The 15,310-nt window shown below is 70.7% G+C and carries 11 protein-coding genes; 1 reads left to right on the forward strand and 10 read right to left on the reverse strand.

What is annotated here, in order from left to right:
* Positions 1-37: 37 nt before the first annotated feature.
* The 6 genes from ACZ6AA_RS28285 to ACZ6AA_RS28310 form a co-directional block, all read right to left on the reverse strand.
* Positions 38-502 carry a hypothetical protein gene (locus ACZ6AA_RS28285; protein ID WP_468455998.1) on the reverse strand — a complete coding sequence of 155 codons (465 nt, stop codon included), beginning with the start codon at positions 500-502 and terminating at the stop codon, positions 38-40.
* Between the two features lie 195 nt (positions 503-697).
* Complete coding sequence (locus ACZ6AA_RS28290; protein WP_468456000.1) at positions 698-1,768, reverse strand: C40 family peptidase; 1,071 nt, start codon at positions 1,766-1,768, stop codon at positions 698-700.
* Between the two features lie 16 nt (positions 1,769-1,784).
* Positions 1,785-2,267, reverse strand: coding sequence for a poly-gamma-glutamate biosynthesis protein PgsC/CapC (locus ACZ6AA_RS28295; protein WP_030357209.1), 483 nt, complete (start codon positions 2,265-2,267; stop codon positions 1,785-1,787).
* Complete coding sequence (pgsB, locus tag ACZ6AA_RS28300; RefSeq protein WP_471460700.1) at positions 2,264-4,060, reverse strand: poly-gamma-glutamate synthase PgsB; 1,797 nt, start codon at positions 4,058-4,060, stop codon at positions 2,264-2,266. Before pgsB ends, ACZ6AA_RS28295 begins: the two co-directional genes overlap by 4 nt.
* Before the next feature lie 6 nt (positions 4,061-4,066).
* On the reverse strand, positions 4,067-6,301 hold the full coding sequence (locus ACZ6AA_RS28305; protein ID WP_468456004.1) for a HAMP domain-containing protein: 2,235 nt from the start codon (positions 6,299-6,301) through the stop codon (positions 4,067-4,069).
* A gap of 280 nt (positions 6,302-6,581) precedes the next feature.
* Positions 6,582-7,784, reverse strand: coding sequence for a CapA family protein (locus ACZ6AA_RS28310; RefSeq protein ID WP_471460701.1), 1,203 nt, complete (start codon positions 7,782-7,784; stop codon positions 6,582-6,584).
* Positions 7,785-7,861: 77 nt separating this feature from the next.
* Here ACZ6AA_RS28310 and ACZ6AA_RS28315 point away from each other — a divergent pair, with 77 nt between their 5' ends.
* Positions 7,862-8,881, forward strand: coding sequence for a hypothetical protein (locus tag ACZ6AA_RS28315; RefSeq protein WP_468456008.1), 1,020 nt, complete (start codon positions 7,862-7,864; stop codon positions 8,879-8,881).
* 287 nt (positions 8,882-9,168) lie between these two features.
* Here ACZ6AA_RS28315 and ACZ6AA_RS28320 read toward each other — a convergent pair whose 3' ends face one another.
* The 4 genes from ACZ6AA_RS28320 to ACZ6AA_RS28335 form a co-directional block, all read right to left on the reverse strand.
* Positions 9,169-10,698, reverse strand: coding sequence for an amino acid permease (locus tag ACZ6AA_RS28320; protein WP_468456010.1), 1,530 nt, complete (start codon positions 10,696-10,698; stop codon positions 9,169-9,171).
* Positions 10,699-10,882: 184 nt separating this feature from the next.
* On the reverse strand, positions 10,883-12,847 hold the full coding sequence (dxs, locus tag ACZ6AA_RS28325; protein ID WP_468456363.1) for a 1-deoxy-D-xylulose-5-phosphate synthase: 1,965 nt from the start codon (positions 12,845-12,847) through the stop codon (positions 10,883-10,885).
* 267 nt (positions 12,848-13,114) lie between these two features.
* A complete protein-coding gene (locus tag ACZ6AA_RS28330; RefSeq protein WP_468456012.1) occupies positions 13,115-14,431 on the reverse strand; it encodes a sugar ABC transporter permease in 1,317 nt (438 codons plus the stop codon).
* Positions 14,428-15,228 carry an ATP-binding cassette domain-containing protein gene (locus ACZ6AA_RS28335; RefSeq protein ID WP_078618988.1) on the reverse strand — a complete coding sequence of 267 codons (801 nt, stop codon included), beginning with the start codon at positions 15,226-15,228 and terminating at the stop codon, positions 14,428-14,430. The genes ACZ6AA_RS28330 and ACZ6AA_RS28335 overlap by 4 nt, the downstream gene beginning before the upstream one ends.
* Between the last annotated feature and the right edge of the window lie 82 nt (positions 15,229-15,310).

Genomic DNA, 15,310 nt, shown 5'->3' on the forward strand with positions numbered 1-15,310 from the left:
GGCCTGCCCGCCCCGGCGCTCAGGCCCGCTCCGGTGCTCAGTACCAGGCCCCGCACCACACCTGGGCGCCCGCGCCGTCGACCGTGCAGACCCTGACCTTCAGGTCCTTGATCTTGACTGCCGGGTCGGTGTGCAGGCTGGTGTGGCGGCCGCTGTCGCTGGCGTCCTTGACCGTGTTGAGGGTGCGGGTGGTGGACTTCCAGGTGGCGCCGTCGAGCCAGGAGTAACCGGCCTGCAGGATGGCGTCGTTGCCGTCCTTCTTGAGGTCCCACGTGTTGCCGTAGACGCCGCCCTTGCCGGTCTCCCAGTCCACGCGGAGGACGGCGCGGGCGCCCTGGGAGCCGTCGTACGGGGTGACGAACGAGCGGGACTCGGCGTAGTGGACCTCGCCGTCGGTCCAGTGCTCGGGCGCGGCCGTGGCGGGCGCGGCGAGGGCGGTGGTGGCGAGCGCGGCTCCGGCGAGCGGCAGCAGCACGCGCGCGGGCACCTTGGCGAACTTCATGAACTCCCCCTTCTGCGGCCCGCGTTGCGGGGCCGTCCGTGATCGGGCGGCCCAGACAAACACGCCGCCCCGCGGCCTGTCATCAGCGATAGGGGCTCTCGCTCCTGTCACGGGTGACGTTCTCGCCAGGTAGGGGGTGAGGAGGGGTACGGCGCTCCCGCGCGGGCCTGGCCGGGCCGCGCGGGAGCCGGGTGGCTAGAGGCGCTTGGCGCTGCGCAGCGCCTTGGCGTAGTAGCCGTTGCCGTCGAGGCGGGACGTGCCGCCCTTGTCGCCGATGGTGGGGCCGTTGACCTCTTCGCGGCTGGAGATGAATATCTTGTGGCCCTCGGCGTCGTGGCCGAGGAAGATCCCCACGTGGTCGAGGCGCTCCTTGGTGCGGGCGTCGAGCTTGAAGAAGACCAGGTCGCCGGGCTGGACCACATCGATCGTCTTCGGGCGGTCGGTGGCACCCACGCCCTTGAGCGGGATGACGGGCGCGCCGAGCTTGCCGCGGGCCATGCCGTTGGCGGTGCGGGGCAGGCCGTCGCCGGTGGTGTCGCTCGCCATCAGCGGGAAGCGGGCGCGGTAGCCGAAGACGGTCCGGATGAAGCCGGAGCAGTCGATGGCGCGGGCCCGCTTGGCCTCGGGCTGGATCGTGGTGCCGTCGCGGAAGGTGTACGGGATGCCGAGGTAGTCGTAGAAGTCGGACTGCTCCTCGCGCAGGTCGTTGCCCTCGCTGCCGGCCGGGTTCAGCGGCCCGAAGCTGGCGTCACCGGCGTAGGAGATGCCCTCGTCGTCCTTCTTGACGGGCGCGCCCTCCACGTACTGGAACGCCATCGCGAAGAGGTCGTCCTCCTCGCTGCCCGCGAACTCCTTGAACCAGTCCTTGAACCACTTCTCCTTCTCCGCGCCCTTGCGCCACACCTCCGGCATCAGCCGCACCCAGTCGTCGGTGACGACCTTCGACTTGGTCTGGCTGGGCTCGGCGAAGGTACGGCTCGGCCCGGACAGGGTCGCCGTGCGGGCGCCGTCGGTGAACGAGGCGAGGACCTTGCCGTCCTCGGTGCGCAGGACGGAGCGGTCGGGGTTGCGCAGCCGCTCCCACTTCTGCTTCCCGTCGGCCTGGCCGGTGCCGTTGGTCAGGTCCGGGGTGTCGGTGACGGCCTGCACCGTCGGCGTCTTGTCCTTCTCGTCCTTGCGCAGCTCGACGGTCAGGTAGGTGCTGCCCGCGAGCAGGGCGAGGACGGTGACGGCGTGGACTGCGGGGCGCTTCTTCTTGGGCGGCATGTGTGGCTCCGGTAAGTCAGGCGGAGGGCATGAAGCCGAGGAGGATCCCGGCCGTGAGGACGACATAGGCCATGAGGGTCACCGAGCCGGTGGCGAGCAGGGTGGGGCCCTTGGGCTGACGGACCAGCTGGTAGGCGATCAGGCCCGGCACGATGAAGCCGAGGGTCTGGTTGCTGTACATCAGCGGGAACTCGATCGAGAGCACGATCATCACGGTGGCCTGGAGCACCACGCCGGTGAGCACGACCGCGGCGAACAGGCGCTTGCCGTAGAGGATGACGAACTTCTGCATCAGCAGGGTGCAGACGTACGTCAGGACGGTGACGCCGACCACCATGGCGGCGCGCTGGAGGTCCTCGACGAGGGTCAGCGCGAGCCAGCCCGGCGTGATCATGCCGCCGGGCGACAGGTTGGTCGTCAGATAGCAGACGAGCGAGAACAGCAGCCCGAGCGCGATGCCGACCGCGGCGATCTCGGGGGTGAGGACGGACGGGATCAACGCTGCTCTCCTGGGCTGTGCCACTGCTGGGTTTCATCCGCGGCGGGCGGGGCGGGCGGGACGCGCGGCTCGAACAGGCCGCGGGGGGCGGGAGGTTGGGACGGGTCCTCGGGGTGCGGCGCGTGCGGCGCGCGGTAGGACTCGTGCGGCGCGTACTGCTCGTGCGCGCCCTGGGGCTGGTGCGGGGCGTGCTGGTGGTGCTGCGAGTGCTGGCCGTAGTGACCCTGCTGGCCGTGGTGCTCGTGCGGGGCCTGCTGGTGCTGTTGGCCGTACGCGTCGTAGGTGACCGACGTGTCGTACGACGCCTGCTGTGCCGCGTACGGTTCCTGCGCCGCGTACTGCCCCTGGCCCTGCTGGTACGCGCCCTGCCCCGCGTAGGGGTCCTGCGCGGCCTGGGCGTCGTACTGCGGGTAGGGCTGCTGTGCGGTGCGCTGCACGGGGATGGGCGGCACCGGGACCATCCGGTGCGATCCCGTGTTCGTGTACCGCGACTCGTACGCCTCCGGGTAGTGCTGGTACGGGTCGATGTGCGGCTCGTACAGCTGGTGGCTGCCGGTGGTCTCGTTGGCGGACTCCCCCGCCGGGGCCGCCGGGGTCGCCGGGTCCTCGCTCTCGTCGGCGGGGAGCTCGGCGAGGTGCTCGAGGAGCAGCTCGCCCTGGCCGTGGATGTTGCCGATGGCCACGAGCGAGGAGTCGGCGCCGAGCTGCCCGAGCAGCTGGCCCATGAACTCCTCCGGGTCGCGCCGGTCGCCGCCGAGGTCCACCGCGCGCGAGCGCCAGTCGGCGGGGATCGCGTCGATGGCGGACTTGGCGGGGTGGCCGATGACGAAGACCTTGTCCGGCTGCAGGTCCGGGATGATCTCGCCCATCTGGCCGTTGCGCTCGACGCGGTCGGGGCGGCAGTTGATGACGACGTTCAGCGGCCGGTGGATGGCGCCGAGGTCGAGCAGCTGGTTGATGTTCATCAGCGTCGACTCGGGGTCGTTGGCCGCGAAGACGTTGGCGAAGCGGAGCTTCTTGCCCTCCTCGGTGACGTACCGCTCGACGGAGAGGACACCGGGGTCCGGCGGCGCGTCGTACATGCCCTGGAGGGCGACCTCGCGGCCGACGCCGAGGAGTTCGGCGACCTTGAGGGCGATCGACACGTTCTCCTTGAAGGTGAACCAGCTGAAGCCGCGCAGCTCCTCGTCGCTGACCGTCTCCGGGTCCGCGTAGATCAGCTCGCAGTTCCGGGCGTCGGCCTCCTCCTTGAGGATCGCGAAGCGGTCCTTCTCGGCGGTCACGCAGATGCCGTTCTCCGGCATCGAGCGGGACAGGGAGCGCGCCACGTCGTCCAGGGTCGGGCCCATCTCGGCGAGGTGGTCCTCACGGACGTTGCAGAGCACGCCGATGGTGGAGCGGATCAGCTTGGACTGGTTGATCTCCTGGAGCGCCGGCATGACCGCCATGCACTCGATGACCAGCGCGTCCGGGTTGTACGCGGCGGCGCGCCGCACGATGCCGATCTGCTCGACGACGTTGGCGATGCCGAACTTGCGGTAGACCGGCTCCTCGGTGGCGTCCGGGTGGATGAACCGGGCCGCGGTGCCGGTGGTCTTGGCGACCGTGGTCAGGTCGCCGCCGCGCAGGGCGCCCGCGCACAGGCGGGTGATGGAGCTCTTGCCGCGGATGCCGTTGACCAGCACCCGCGACGGTATGTGTTCCAGGTTGGTGAAGTGCCGTCGCTGCTCGATCACGCCCGCGACCAGCAGGACGGCGCAGCACACCACCAGGACGGTGTAGAGGAAGAGCACAGCGGTTCAGTTCCTTCCGGCGAGGCCGGCACTCGCGCCGTCCCGCTTGCGCTGCGTGCCCGACGGCAGCTGCTGCCTGATCAGTTCGAGGCTGCGCGTGACGGCACCGACCTCGTCGTGATGGACCGGGTACAGGACGGTCTTGCGGTCGCCGTCGGCCAGTGCCTCGGCCTGGTCGGCGAGCTTGCGCAGCGGCCGCACCACGATGATGTGCAGCCAGCCGAGGCAGGCCGCGGCCGCCGTGATGCCGAGCATGCCCGCGAGGACCGTGCGGTTCTGCAGGGTGTACTCGGGGATCTCGAGGTTCGACGCGGGCTGCCAGCTGACCACGGACCAGCCGAGCTGCTCGGCCGCGCCGCCGCCGGCGAACGGGGCCGCGGCCGCGATCTGGATGTCGCCGCCGTCGCGGTACAGCACACCGCTGGGGCGCGGCTTGCCGCCGACCTTCTGGCCGGTGCCCTCGACGAGCCCGTTGAGGCGGCCGCTGGGCAGCCCCTGGAACTCGCGGTAGCCGTTGTTGCCGCCGAGCACCCGGCGCTTGGCGTCGACGACGCGGACCTCGCCGAGGCCGGGGCGCTTGAGCAGCGAGTTCAGGAACTCGATACGGAACTCGCCCACCACGGCGGCGCCTTGGCGGCCCGGCACCTCGGCGGTGCCGATGATGACCGGCTCCTTGCCGTCGTCGTCGATCACCCGGACCGCGTCGTCGGACGGCTTCTCACCGGAGGGGCTGCGCGGGTCGTCGCCCGCCTTGGAGAGGACCTTGCCGTCCTTGTCGAGGACGTACAGCGAGCGATAGCGGGAGTGCTGGTTGCGGGTGCTCTCCAGGACCTTGTCCATGTCCGCGGGGTCGGTGCGGGCACCGATGAGGGACGCGAGCGAGGTGAGGTCGGCGTGGCCCTCGTTGAGGGCGCGGCGGACCCGGTCGGAGAGGGTGTCGGTGCGCTCGCGCTGGTCGTTGACCATCTGCTGCGGCACCTGGACGGTGTCCCCGGCGCGGTTGAGGAGCAGCAGCAGCGGCGCCGACCAGACGAGCAGCAGCACACCGGCGACGGCGAGCAGGGTCCGGCTGCCGAGCCCCTTGCGCTTGGCCGGGGTGGCCTTGGCCGCCGGTTCGCCGTTCAGCTGGCGGCGCAGCCGTTCCAGGGCGCCGCCGATGCGGGCGGCCTCGCCGTGCTTGGGCACGGACACCGGCCGGCCGAGGTCGCCGCGGGTGAGTCTGCGGCTCTCCAGGAACAGCCGGACGATCGGGCGCTGCACGGTGCGCAGGAGCAGGAAGACGGTGAGGCCGCCGATGAGGAGGAGCGCGCCCGCGGCGAACAGGCCGAGGGCGGAGCCCTTGGTGCGCTTGGCGTCCTCGGCGACCGGCACCATGGAGACGACGCTGAGGCCGAGGCGGGTGGCCACGGTGGACTCCCCCGCCTCCGGTGCGGCGAGCGAGGCGTAACCGGCGATGGACCGCTCACCGAGGTGGCGGTCGCCGACCAGATGGCCGCTGACACCGAGATAGCCGCCGGAGCCGGGCTCCTTGGCCAGGATCGGGTGGCTGCGGGACTTCTTCGCGGCGGTCTCGGCGAACGCCTTGAGCTGCTTCTCGGAGGCCTTGACCTCCGCTCGTTCCTGGTCGGTGCTGACCTGCTCGGGAGCGGGGATGCCGTCGGTGCTCAGCACCTTGCCGTCGTCGCCGACGACGGCGATGGAGCGGAAGTTGCCGAGGCTGATGCCGGGGAAGCGCAGGCTGCTCGATGCGACCAGGAGCTGCTGCGGCTGTCCCTTCCAGGCGAGGACGGCGAAGGCGAGCAGCCGGGTCTCGCCGCTCTCCAGGCGCACCATGCGGGGCGCGAGGCCGTCCTCGTCGGACAGCTTGGCGCGGTCGATCGCGGCCAGCGGCACGTTCTCGCCGCGGGCGGCGAGGAGCTTGCCCGAGCGGACCTCCATGACCGCGGTGCCCATCCACTTCTGGTACACGCTGCTGATCTTGTCGAGCACGGCGTCGGCGGGCACCGGGTCGGACGCGTTGAACAGATCCGCGGTCCGGGTGAGGTCGGTGACGCTCTCGTCGATCGAGGCGCGCAGGGCGATGGCGCCGTCCTCGGCGAAGTGCTGCTGGGACGACTTGACTGCCTTGGGGACGGCTTCCTGGCCGACGCGGCCAAGAGTGAGGGCGGTGACGCCCGCCAGGGCAAGGAGCAGGACCGACAACACGGCGATCGGGGGGCGGATGCCTCCGATCAGTGACATGTCGGTCCTTCGGCGGACCTTGTGCCGCCGCTTCGTGGGCGAAGCGGCCAAGGGGGTGCTCCTCTCCTGGAGTGACACAGCGAGTGACACTGATGTGACACGGGGTGTGGGTGTCGCGCCGCGGCGCGCGCGGGCGCACGGGTGCGATCTGGAATGTCATGACCCATGACGGGTCCGGATGGATGTACGAGAGTAGCGAGATGTGAGCTACGTCAAAGATCCACTTCCGGCATCCTTCACAAGGCCGCCGGACGGTTCACCTGGAGTTCCGCGGAATTTCTCAGTCCGGCAACGTCTCCAGGGGCTTGAGGCCGTCCTTGCTCGCGCCGCGGTTGAGCAGCGTGCCCTGGGTGCGCTCGAACGCGAGGCGGTAGCGGGCGCGTTGCTGGGTGGTGAGGCCCTTGTCCGCGCGCAGCGCGCTGGCCACGTCGAGCAGCCGGTGGTCCTTGACCGCGCCCTTGGGCAGCGCGCCGCCGTCCTCGTCGGGCTCCGGCGGGATCTCCGTGAACGTGGGCGCGTACTTGGCGTTGACGTCCCAGTCGTCACCGTTCTTGCGGAACTCGAACCAGCCGATGACGCCTTCCTCGGTCAGTCCGCTGGGCGCGTCGTGCCGGGCGATCTGGTTGCCGAGGCCATACGCGATCCAGGTGCCGTCGATCTTCTCCATCGGCTGCACGACGTGCGCGTGGTGGCCGATGACGAGGTTGATCCCGGTCTCCTTGGCGATCCTGCGGCCGAGTTCGACCTGCTGGGCGGCGGCGTTGGGCTGGTGCTCCTTGCCCCAGTGGATGCTCAGGATCACGACGTCGGCGCCCGCGGCGCGGGCCTTCTTCTCGGCCGCGGCGATCCGGTCGAAGTCGGTGAGGTTGGCGAGCCACGGCTTGTCCTTGGGGACTTCGCGGCCGTTGAAACCGAGGGCGAAGGCGATCTGGGCGACCTTGACGCCCTTCACCTTGGTGATGAGGGGCTTGTCGGCCTCCGCCTTGTTCCGTGCCGTGCCGGTGTGGCGCAGGCCCGCCTTGTCGAGGGCGTCGAGGGTGCGGGTGACGCCTTCGGGGCCGTGGTCGAGACTGTGGTTGGAGACGCTGGAGCACTGGTCGTAGCCGACGTTCTTGACGGCGGTGGTGATCTGCGGCGGGACCACGAAGTCCGGGAAGCCCTGGAACGGGCCGCCGGGTGCGCCCACGACCGGCTCGAAGTGGCAGATGCCGAGGTCGGCCTTGCTGATCACCGGCTTGATGCCGGCCATCATCGGGTCGAAGTCGATGCCCTTCTCACCCTTGCCCGTCACCTTGCCGTCCTTGCGGGCCTGCTCGGTGAGTTCGGGGTGGATGAGGATGTCGCCCGCGGCGGCGACGGTGAAGGTGGGCTCGCCGTCGGCGGCGTCGCCGTCGTCGTCGCCGAAAGGACCGCAGGCGGTGCCCGCGAGCAGGACGAGCGAGGCGGCGCAGGTCGATATGAGCCTGCGAGAAGGACGTGTCATCACGAGGCTATCTTTATACAACCATGACTCACCCTCCAATTCGGTCGATAACAAACGCAAAGCGGCGCAGGGGTCTTGTGGCGCTTGCCATCGTCCTGGCGAGCGTGTTGTGCCTCACACAGTGCTCTTCGGCGTCGGACAGCGAGAAGCCGCGCTCCGGGTGGGCCGACCGCTCCCCCGACCGCCGCCCGTCGGCCGACCGCTCCCCGGAGGGCCGGGAGCCGTCCGCGACGCCGTCCCCCTCGGCCACGTCGTCGCCGTCGTCCGGCGGCCGCGTCCGGGCCGACCTGGAGCGCCGGGTCACCGCGTACACCTCGGGCTTCTCCGAGGACAGCGGCTACCGCCGCCCCTCCGCCCGGGACCGGCGCACCGTCGCCGAGGGCGTGGCCCTGCTCCTTGACCGGCACCGCTCCCGGGCCGAACGCCGCCTGGCCGACGTCGACTTCCGGGTGCGCACGGTCACCGACACCGAGTCCGGGCGGCGCTACGCCGAGGTGTCCGACCTGTCCGAGGACGCCTCCGCGCCGCGCGGCTGGGGCCGGATCTATGTGGACCTCGACTCCCCGATCCGCTGGTCCGTGCAGGTCCCCCACCCCGTCGCCGACCGCCACACCGAACGGCTCGGCGCCGCGCTCCTGAGCCGCTCCCCCGGCGGCGTCATGGTCATTGCGGGGGCACATCGCAAAGCTGGGCGCGACGACGAGGCGGACGTGGCGCACCGGCGGAAGAGCGTATTCCACGCCATCTGCGACGAGTTGGCGAAGCGCGGCGTGCCCGGCATCCAGGTGCACGGGATGGCGGACGACTCCGCCCCCAAGTACGACGTGGTCGCCTCCACGGGCAAGGGCCGCGAGGCCGTCGCCGAGGGCCGGGACCTGGCGGACGCGCTGCGCCGCCGCGGCTACGACGTATGCCGCGCCTGGGCCCGCTCCTGCCCCCTCGAAGGCCGCAAGAACGTCCAGGGCCGGGGCGCCGCCGCACAGGACACGGAGTTCCTGCACGTCGAGTTCGGCGCCCGGATCCGCGACCGCGAGCGGCATCTGCGGGCGGCGGTGTCGGCGATGGCGTCGGTGACGCGGGACTGGCGGCGGATGTAGCGCCGGTGCCCCTGAGGGCACCCAGGAGCCCTCAGGGGCACCCGCGCCCGCCCGGGGCCGCCAGGCCCCCGACCCTCCCCTCACCGCTCCCCCCGGCCCGCGGACGGCGAGCAGACCCACGCGGAGACGGAGACTGCCCCGGCCGTCCGCCCCGAGGGCAGGATTTGCAGGGCGAATGTGCCCGAAAGGGCAGCGGGGCGAGGGACTCGAACGGCACGGCCGGGACAGCGTCCGGCCCCGTGCGCTCCCCTCCGAAGGGACCACACGGGGCCGGGCGACCGACGCGGCTACGACTCCTTGCCGTCGCGGCCCGGTGGCCGCAGCACCTCGCCCACCGCCGTCTCCTGCTGCCGTCCCAGGCGGCTGTGCGAGCGGCTGTAGAGGAAGTAGACGACGACGCCGAGCGCCATCCACCCGGCGAACCGGACCCAGGTCTCGGCGGGCAGGTTGAGCATCAGCCACAGCGAGGCGCCGACGGACAGGATCGGCAGGAAAGGCACCCACGGCGTGCGGAAGGAGCGGTGCAGGTCGGGGCGCGTCCTGCGGAGGATGATCACGCTGATCGCGACGATCACGAAGGCGAACAGGGTGCCAATGTTGACCAGCTCGGCGAGCTCGCTCAGCGGGGTGAACCCGGCGAGCACCGCGATGATCACGCCGAGCAGGATGGTCGGCCGGTAGGGGGTGTGGAAGCGCGGGTGGACGCGGGAGAAGAAGCGCGGAAGGAGTCCGTCGCGGCTCATCGCGAAGAACACCCGGGTCTGGCCGAGCAGCAGGATCATGCAGACCGTGGTCAGGCCGACGGCGGCGCCGAAGCTGATGAAGCCCGCGTACCAGGGGTGCCCGGTGGCCTTGAAGGCGTCGGCGAGCGGGGCGTCCACGGAGAGCTCGCTGTAGTGCTGCATGCCGGTGACGACGATCGACACGGCCACGTAGAGCGTGGTGCAGATGAGCAGGGAGCCGAGGATGCCGCGCGGCATGTCCCGCTGCGGGTTCTTGGTCTCCTCGGCGGCGGTGGCCACGATGTCGAAGCCGATGAAGGCGAAGAAGACGACGGAGGCGGCGGTGAAGATGCCCATCACGCCGAAGTTGCCCGGAGCCCAGCCGAACATCAGCTGGATCAGCGGGGAGTGCAGTCCGCTGCCCGCCTCCACCTCCTGGGCCTTCGGGATGAACGGATCGTAGTTCTCGCCCTTGATGAAGAAGGCGCCCGCGACGATCACGACGAGGACGACGAGGACCTTGATCGCGACGACGAGGGAGGTGATCCGCGCGGAGAGCTTCATGCCGAGGACCAGGATGAAGGTGAGCACCAGGACCAGGGCGGCGGCCAGGATGTCGAAGCCGAAGCCGTCGGCGCCGTCCCGGCCGCTGAGCGCCTCCGGCAGCTGCCAGCCCGCGTTGTCGAGCAGCGAGGCGATATAGCCGGACCAGCCGACGGCGACCACCGCCGTGCCGAGCGCGAACTCCAGGACGAGGTCCCAGCCGATGATCCAGGCGGGCAGCTCACCGAGGGAGGCGTACGAGAACGTGTACGCGGACCCCGCCACCGGGAGCGTGGAGGCGAACTCGGCGTAGCAGAGCGCCGCGAGGGCGCAGACGACCCCGGCGACCACGAAGGCCAGGGCGACCGAGGGACCGGCGTTGTTCTTGGCGACCGTGCCGGTGAGGACGAAGATGCCGGTGCCGATGATGACACCGACGCCGAAGACGGTCAGATCCAGCGCGGACAAGGATTTCTTGAGCGCGTGTTCTGGTTCCTCGGTGTCGAGGATGGACTGCTCGACCTTCTTCGTCCGGAAGAGGGTGCTGCTCACGGCGTACCTCCCACGCTTGTCGTCCTCGACATGATCGAGAGGGCACGTTCTGCTTATGCCCCGACGCGGGTGGATTCACGCAAATGGGCCGGTTTCACCACTCTTCACGGTGGTGAAACCGACCCATCCGGACACATCGGTCGTTAACGTCGTCCTCGTACGTCAGCCGCGCACGTCACGTACGTCAGTCGCGGGCGGGCTCCACGGAGTCCACGCCCGTGGCGTCGCGTCCGGTGGGGGTCCCCCCGCTCGAACGAAGTGAGGAGTGGGGGAGGCCGTCGAGCTTGGCGACCAGACCCGTCACCTGGCGGGCGATGTCCGGGGCCGTCAGGCCGATCTCCGCCATGACCTCCTTGCGCGACGCGTGGTCGAGGAAGCGCGGCGGGATGCCGAAGTCGCGCAGCGGCACGTCCACGCCCGCGTCCCGCAGGGCCTGGGCGACGGCCGAGCCGACGCCGCCCGCGCGGGAGTTGTCCTCGACGGTGACGACGACGCGGTGCTGCTCGGCGAGCGGCGCCATCGCCTCGTCGACCGGCTTGACCCAGCGGGGGTCGACGACGGTGGTGGAGATGCCCTGCTTGTCGAGCAGGTCGGCGATCTCCAGGCACATCGGGGCGAGCGCGCCCACGGAGACGAGCAGCACGTCGGGGCGGCCGGTGTCCGGCTTGCGCAGCACGTCCATGCCGCCGACCTTGCCGACGGCCTTCACCGCGGGGCCGACGGCGCCCTTGGAGTAGCGCACGACGGTCGGCGCGTCGTCGACCTCGACGGCCTCGCGGAGCTGGAGGCGGACCTGGTCGGCGTCGCGGGGCGCGGCGATGCGCAGGGTCGGCACGCACTGGAGGATCGACATGTCCCACATGCCGTTGTGCGAGGCGCCGTCCGTGCCGGTGACGCCCGCGCGGTCCAGGACGAAGGTGACGCCGCACTTGTGCAGGGCCACGTCCATCAGGAGCTGGTCGAAGGCGCGGTTGAGGAAGGTCGCGTACACCGCGAAGACGGGGTGGACACCGCCGGAGGCGAGGCCTGCGGCGCTGACGGCGGCGTGCTGCTCGGCGATGCCGACGTCGTAGACCCGGTCGGGGAAGGCCTTGGCGAACTTCTGCAGGCCGACGGGCTGGAGCATGGCCGCGGTGATGGCGACGATGTCGTCCCGCTCGTGGCCGAGCTTGACCATCTCCTCGCCGAAGACGGACGTCCAGTCCATGCCGCCCGCGGCGATCGGAAGGCCGGTGTCGGGGTGGATCGGGCCGATGCCGTGGAAGTGGTCGGCCTCGTCCTCCTCGGCGGGTTTGTAGCCGCGGCCCTTCTCGGTGATGCAGTGCACGATGACCGGGCCGCCGAAGCGCTTGGCGCGCTGCAGGGCGGACTCCAGGGCCTCGATGTCGTGGCCGTCGATGGGGCCGACGTACTTCAGGCCGAGGTCCTCGAACATGCCCTGCGGGGCGATGAAGTCCTTCAGGCCCTTCTTGGCGCCGTGCAGCGTCTCGTACAGCGGCTTGCCGACGACCGGCGTGCGCTCCAGGAGGTCCTTGCCGCGGGCCAGGAAGCGTTCGTAGCCGTCGGTGGTGCGCAGGGTGGCGAGGTGGTTGGCGAGACCACCGATGGTGGGGGCGTAGGAGCGCTCGTTGTCGTTGACGACGATGACGAGCGGGCGGTCCTTGGCGGCCGCGATGTTGTTCAGCGCTTCCCAGGCCATGCCGCCGGTGAGGGCGCCGTCGCCGATGACGGCGACCACGTGGTCGTCCTTGCCGCGCACCTCGTTGGCCTTGGCGAGGCCGTCGGCCCAGCCGAGGACGGTGGAGGCGTGGCTGTTCTCGATCACGTCGTGGTCGGACTCGGCGCGCGAGGGGTAGCCGGACAGGCCGCCCTTGGCGCGCAGCTTGGCGAAGTCCTGGCGGCCGGTGAGCAGCTTGTGGACGTAGGCCTGGTGGCCGGTGTCCCACAGGACCTTGTCCTTCGGCGACTCGAAGACGCGGTGCAGGGCGATGGTCAGCTCGACGACACCGAGGTTGGGGCCGAGGTGACCGCCGGTCTTGGAGACAGCGTCGACGAGGAAGCCGCGGATCTCGTTCGCCAGCTGGTTGAGCTGTTCCGGGCCGAGCAGGTCCAGATCGCGCGGTCCCGTGATGCGGGTCAGCAGCGGCACCCGTGCCTCCTTGCAGTAGAGCGTGTAGCGCTGTTCGAGCATTGCCGGGCCTGTCGAGTCTAATGTTCCGCCGCTGACGGCGTAGTCCGGGCCAGGGGTCCCGCGTCACGCGATCGGCTGTAAATCGACTGGTACGACCGGGGGCGGCCCGGAAATCCGACCCTTCGGACGGGAACGCATGTTCCCATTCGGCGACATGCCCGTGCCCGGTACCGGAATGACCGGTACCGGGCACGGACACGCGTGATCAAGCATGGACCTGCGCGGTCAGGCGCGGCCCGCGGACTTCTGGGTCTTGCGCGAGACCGAGTCGATCACGACGGCGGCGAGCAGCACCGCGCCGGTGATCATGTACTGGATCTCGTTGGGCATGCCCTCCAGGTTCAGGCCCTGCTGGATCGACTGGATCACCAGCATGCCGAGCATGGCGGACCAGATCTTGCCGCGGCCGCCGAAGAGGCTGGTGCCGCCGATGACGGCCGCCGCGATCACCATCATCAGGGTGTTGCCGGCGCCGAGGCTCTTGGTCGCGCCGCCGGAGAGGCTCGCGATGAAGAGCCCGCCGAAGGCGGCGAGCATGCCGGAGATCGCGAACACGGTGATCCGCACCCGGTCGACGTTGATGCCCGCGCGGCGCGCCGCCTCCGCGTTGCCGCCGACCGCGAAGACCTGGCGGCCGAAGGTGGTGCGGCGGGCCACGAAGTCCGCGATGACGAGCACGGCGAGGAAGAGCACCAGGGCCAGCGGCAGCCCGCGGGCGCCCTCCGGCTCGTTCAGGAAGTACGCGGCGACGAAGGCGAGGACCGCGAGCAGGCCGGTGCGCAGCAGGATCTCGCTGAGCGGACGCGAGGGCAGCTCGGCGTTCTTGCGGCGGCGGGCGTCCAGGTACTGGGAGGCCCCGTAGGCGAGCACGGCGATCAGCGCGAGGCCGTACGCGGCGGCCTTGTCGGCGAAGAAGTGCGTGGTCAGGTCCTCGACGACGGAGCCGGTGGGCGTGTTGATGCTGCCCTCCTTGCCCATCAGCCAGATCTGCAGACCGCTCCAGCCGAGGAAGCCCGCCAGGGTGACCACGAAGGCCGGTACGCCGATCTTGGCGAAGAAGAATCCGTGCAGCGCGCCGATCACCAGGCCGGAGCCGATGGCCACGACCACCGACAGCCAGTCGCCCCACCCGTGGGTGACGCTCAGGACCGCCCAGACGGCGGCACCCACACCGGCGACGGAGCCGACGGACAGGTCGATCTCGCCCAGCAGCAGCACGAAGACGATGCCGACCGACATGATGCCGACGCCGGAGGTGAACACCGCGATGTTGGCGAGGCTGCTCGCGGACAGGAACTTGTCGTTCTGGAGCTGGAAGACCAGGGCGATGACGATGAGGCCGACGACGACGGGCAGCGAGCCCAGCTCACCGCCGCGGACCTTGCGGACGAACTCCGTCCAGTAACCGGCGAAGCCCTGCTCGCGCACCAGCAGGCGCGGGTCGACGGCCGCGGCGGGGGTCGCGGACGGCTCGGCGTCCACGATGCCGCCGGTGGCCGCCTCGACCTTGTCGGTGTCGGGGGTCTTGGCGAGGTCGCTCACTTCGCGCCCTCCTTCGTTGCCGTGGCCGTGCGCGCCCTGCGGCGGGTGACGGCGTTGTCCGTGGCGCCGGTGATGGCGGCGATGACTTCCTCGGGCGAGGTGTCGGCGACCCGGAAGACGCCGTTGTTGCGGCCGAGGCGAAGCACCGCGACCCGGTCGGCGACGGCCTGCACGTCGGCCATGTTGTGGCTGATGAGGATCACGCCGTGGCCGCGCTCGCGCAGCCGCTCCACCAGGTCCAGGACCTGGGCGGTCTGCTCGACGCCGAGGGCGGCGGTGGGCTCGTCGAGGATGACGACCTTGGGATCGCCGACCAGCGCGCGGGCGATGGCGACAACCTGCCGCTGGCCGCCGGAGAGGGCGGCGACGGGGATGCGGACGCTGGGGATGCGGATGGACAGCGTGTCCAGGAGGACCCGGGCGCGCTTCTCCATCTTGATCTCGTCCAGGACGCTGGCGCTCTTCAGCTCGCTGCCGAGGAAGAGGTTGGCGACGACGTCGAGGTTGTCGCAGAGCGCGAGGTCCTGGTAGACGGTGGCCACGCCGAGGCCCTGTGCGTCGTGGGGGCGGCCGATGCGGACCTCCCTGCCCTCCCACTCGATGGCGCCCTCGTCGATGGGGTGGACCCCGGAAATGGTCTTGACGAGCGTGGACTTGCCGGCGCCGTTGTCGCCGACGAGGGCGACCACCTCACCGGCGTGGATCTCGAGGTCTACGTCCGTGAGCGCCTGGACGGCGCCGAACCGCTTGGAGACCCCGCGCAACGCCAGCACGGGCGTAGCGGACACGTGAATCATCTCCTTCGCCGCCTTCAGGGGCGGGGATGGTGGTGCGCGCGGGCGGCACGGACCCCGTGCGGGGGAACACGGGTGCGTGCGG

The sequence above is a fragment of the Streptomyces sp. NPDC040610 genome (assembly GCF_055594065.1).

What these genes read in the sequence shown, in the direction of transcription:
- ACZ6AA_RS28310 (WP_471460701.1), bottom strand. Translation starts at nt 7,784, where the DNA reads ATGACACGTCCTTCTCGCAGGCTCATATCGACCTGCGCCGCCTCGCTC.
- ACZ6AA_RS28285 (WP_468455998.1), bottom strand. Translation starts at nt 502, where the DNA reads ATGAAGTTCGCCAAGGTGCCCGCGCGCGTGCTGCTGCCGCTCGCCGGA.
- ACZ6AA_RS28305 (WP_468456004.1), bottom strand. Translation starts at nt 6,301, where the DNA reads ATGTCACTGATCGGAGGCATCCGCCCCCCGATCGCCGTGTTGTCGGTC.
- ACZ6AA_RS28335 (WP_078618988.1), bottom strand. Translation starts at nt 15,228, where the DNA reads ATGATTCACGTGTCCGCTACGCCCGTGCTGGCGTTGCGCGGGGTCTCC.
- ACZ6AA_RS28290 (WP_468456000.1), bottom strand. Translation starts at nt 1,768, where the DNA reads ATGCCGCCCAAGAAGAAGCGCCCCGCAGTCCACGCCGTCACCGTCCTC.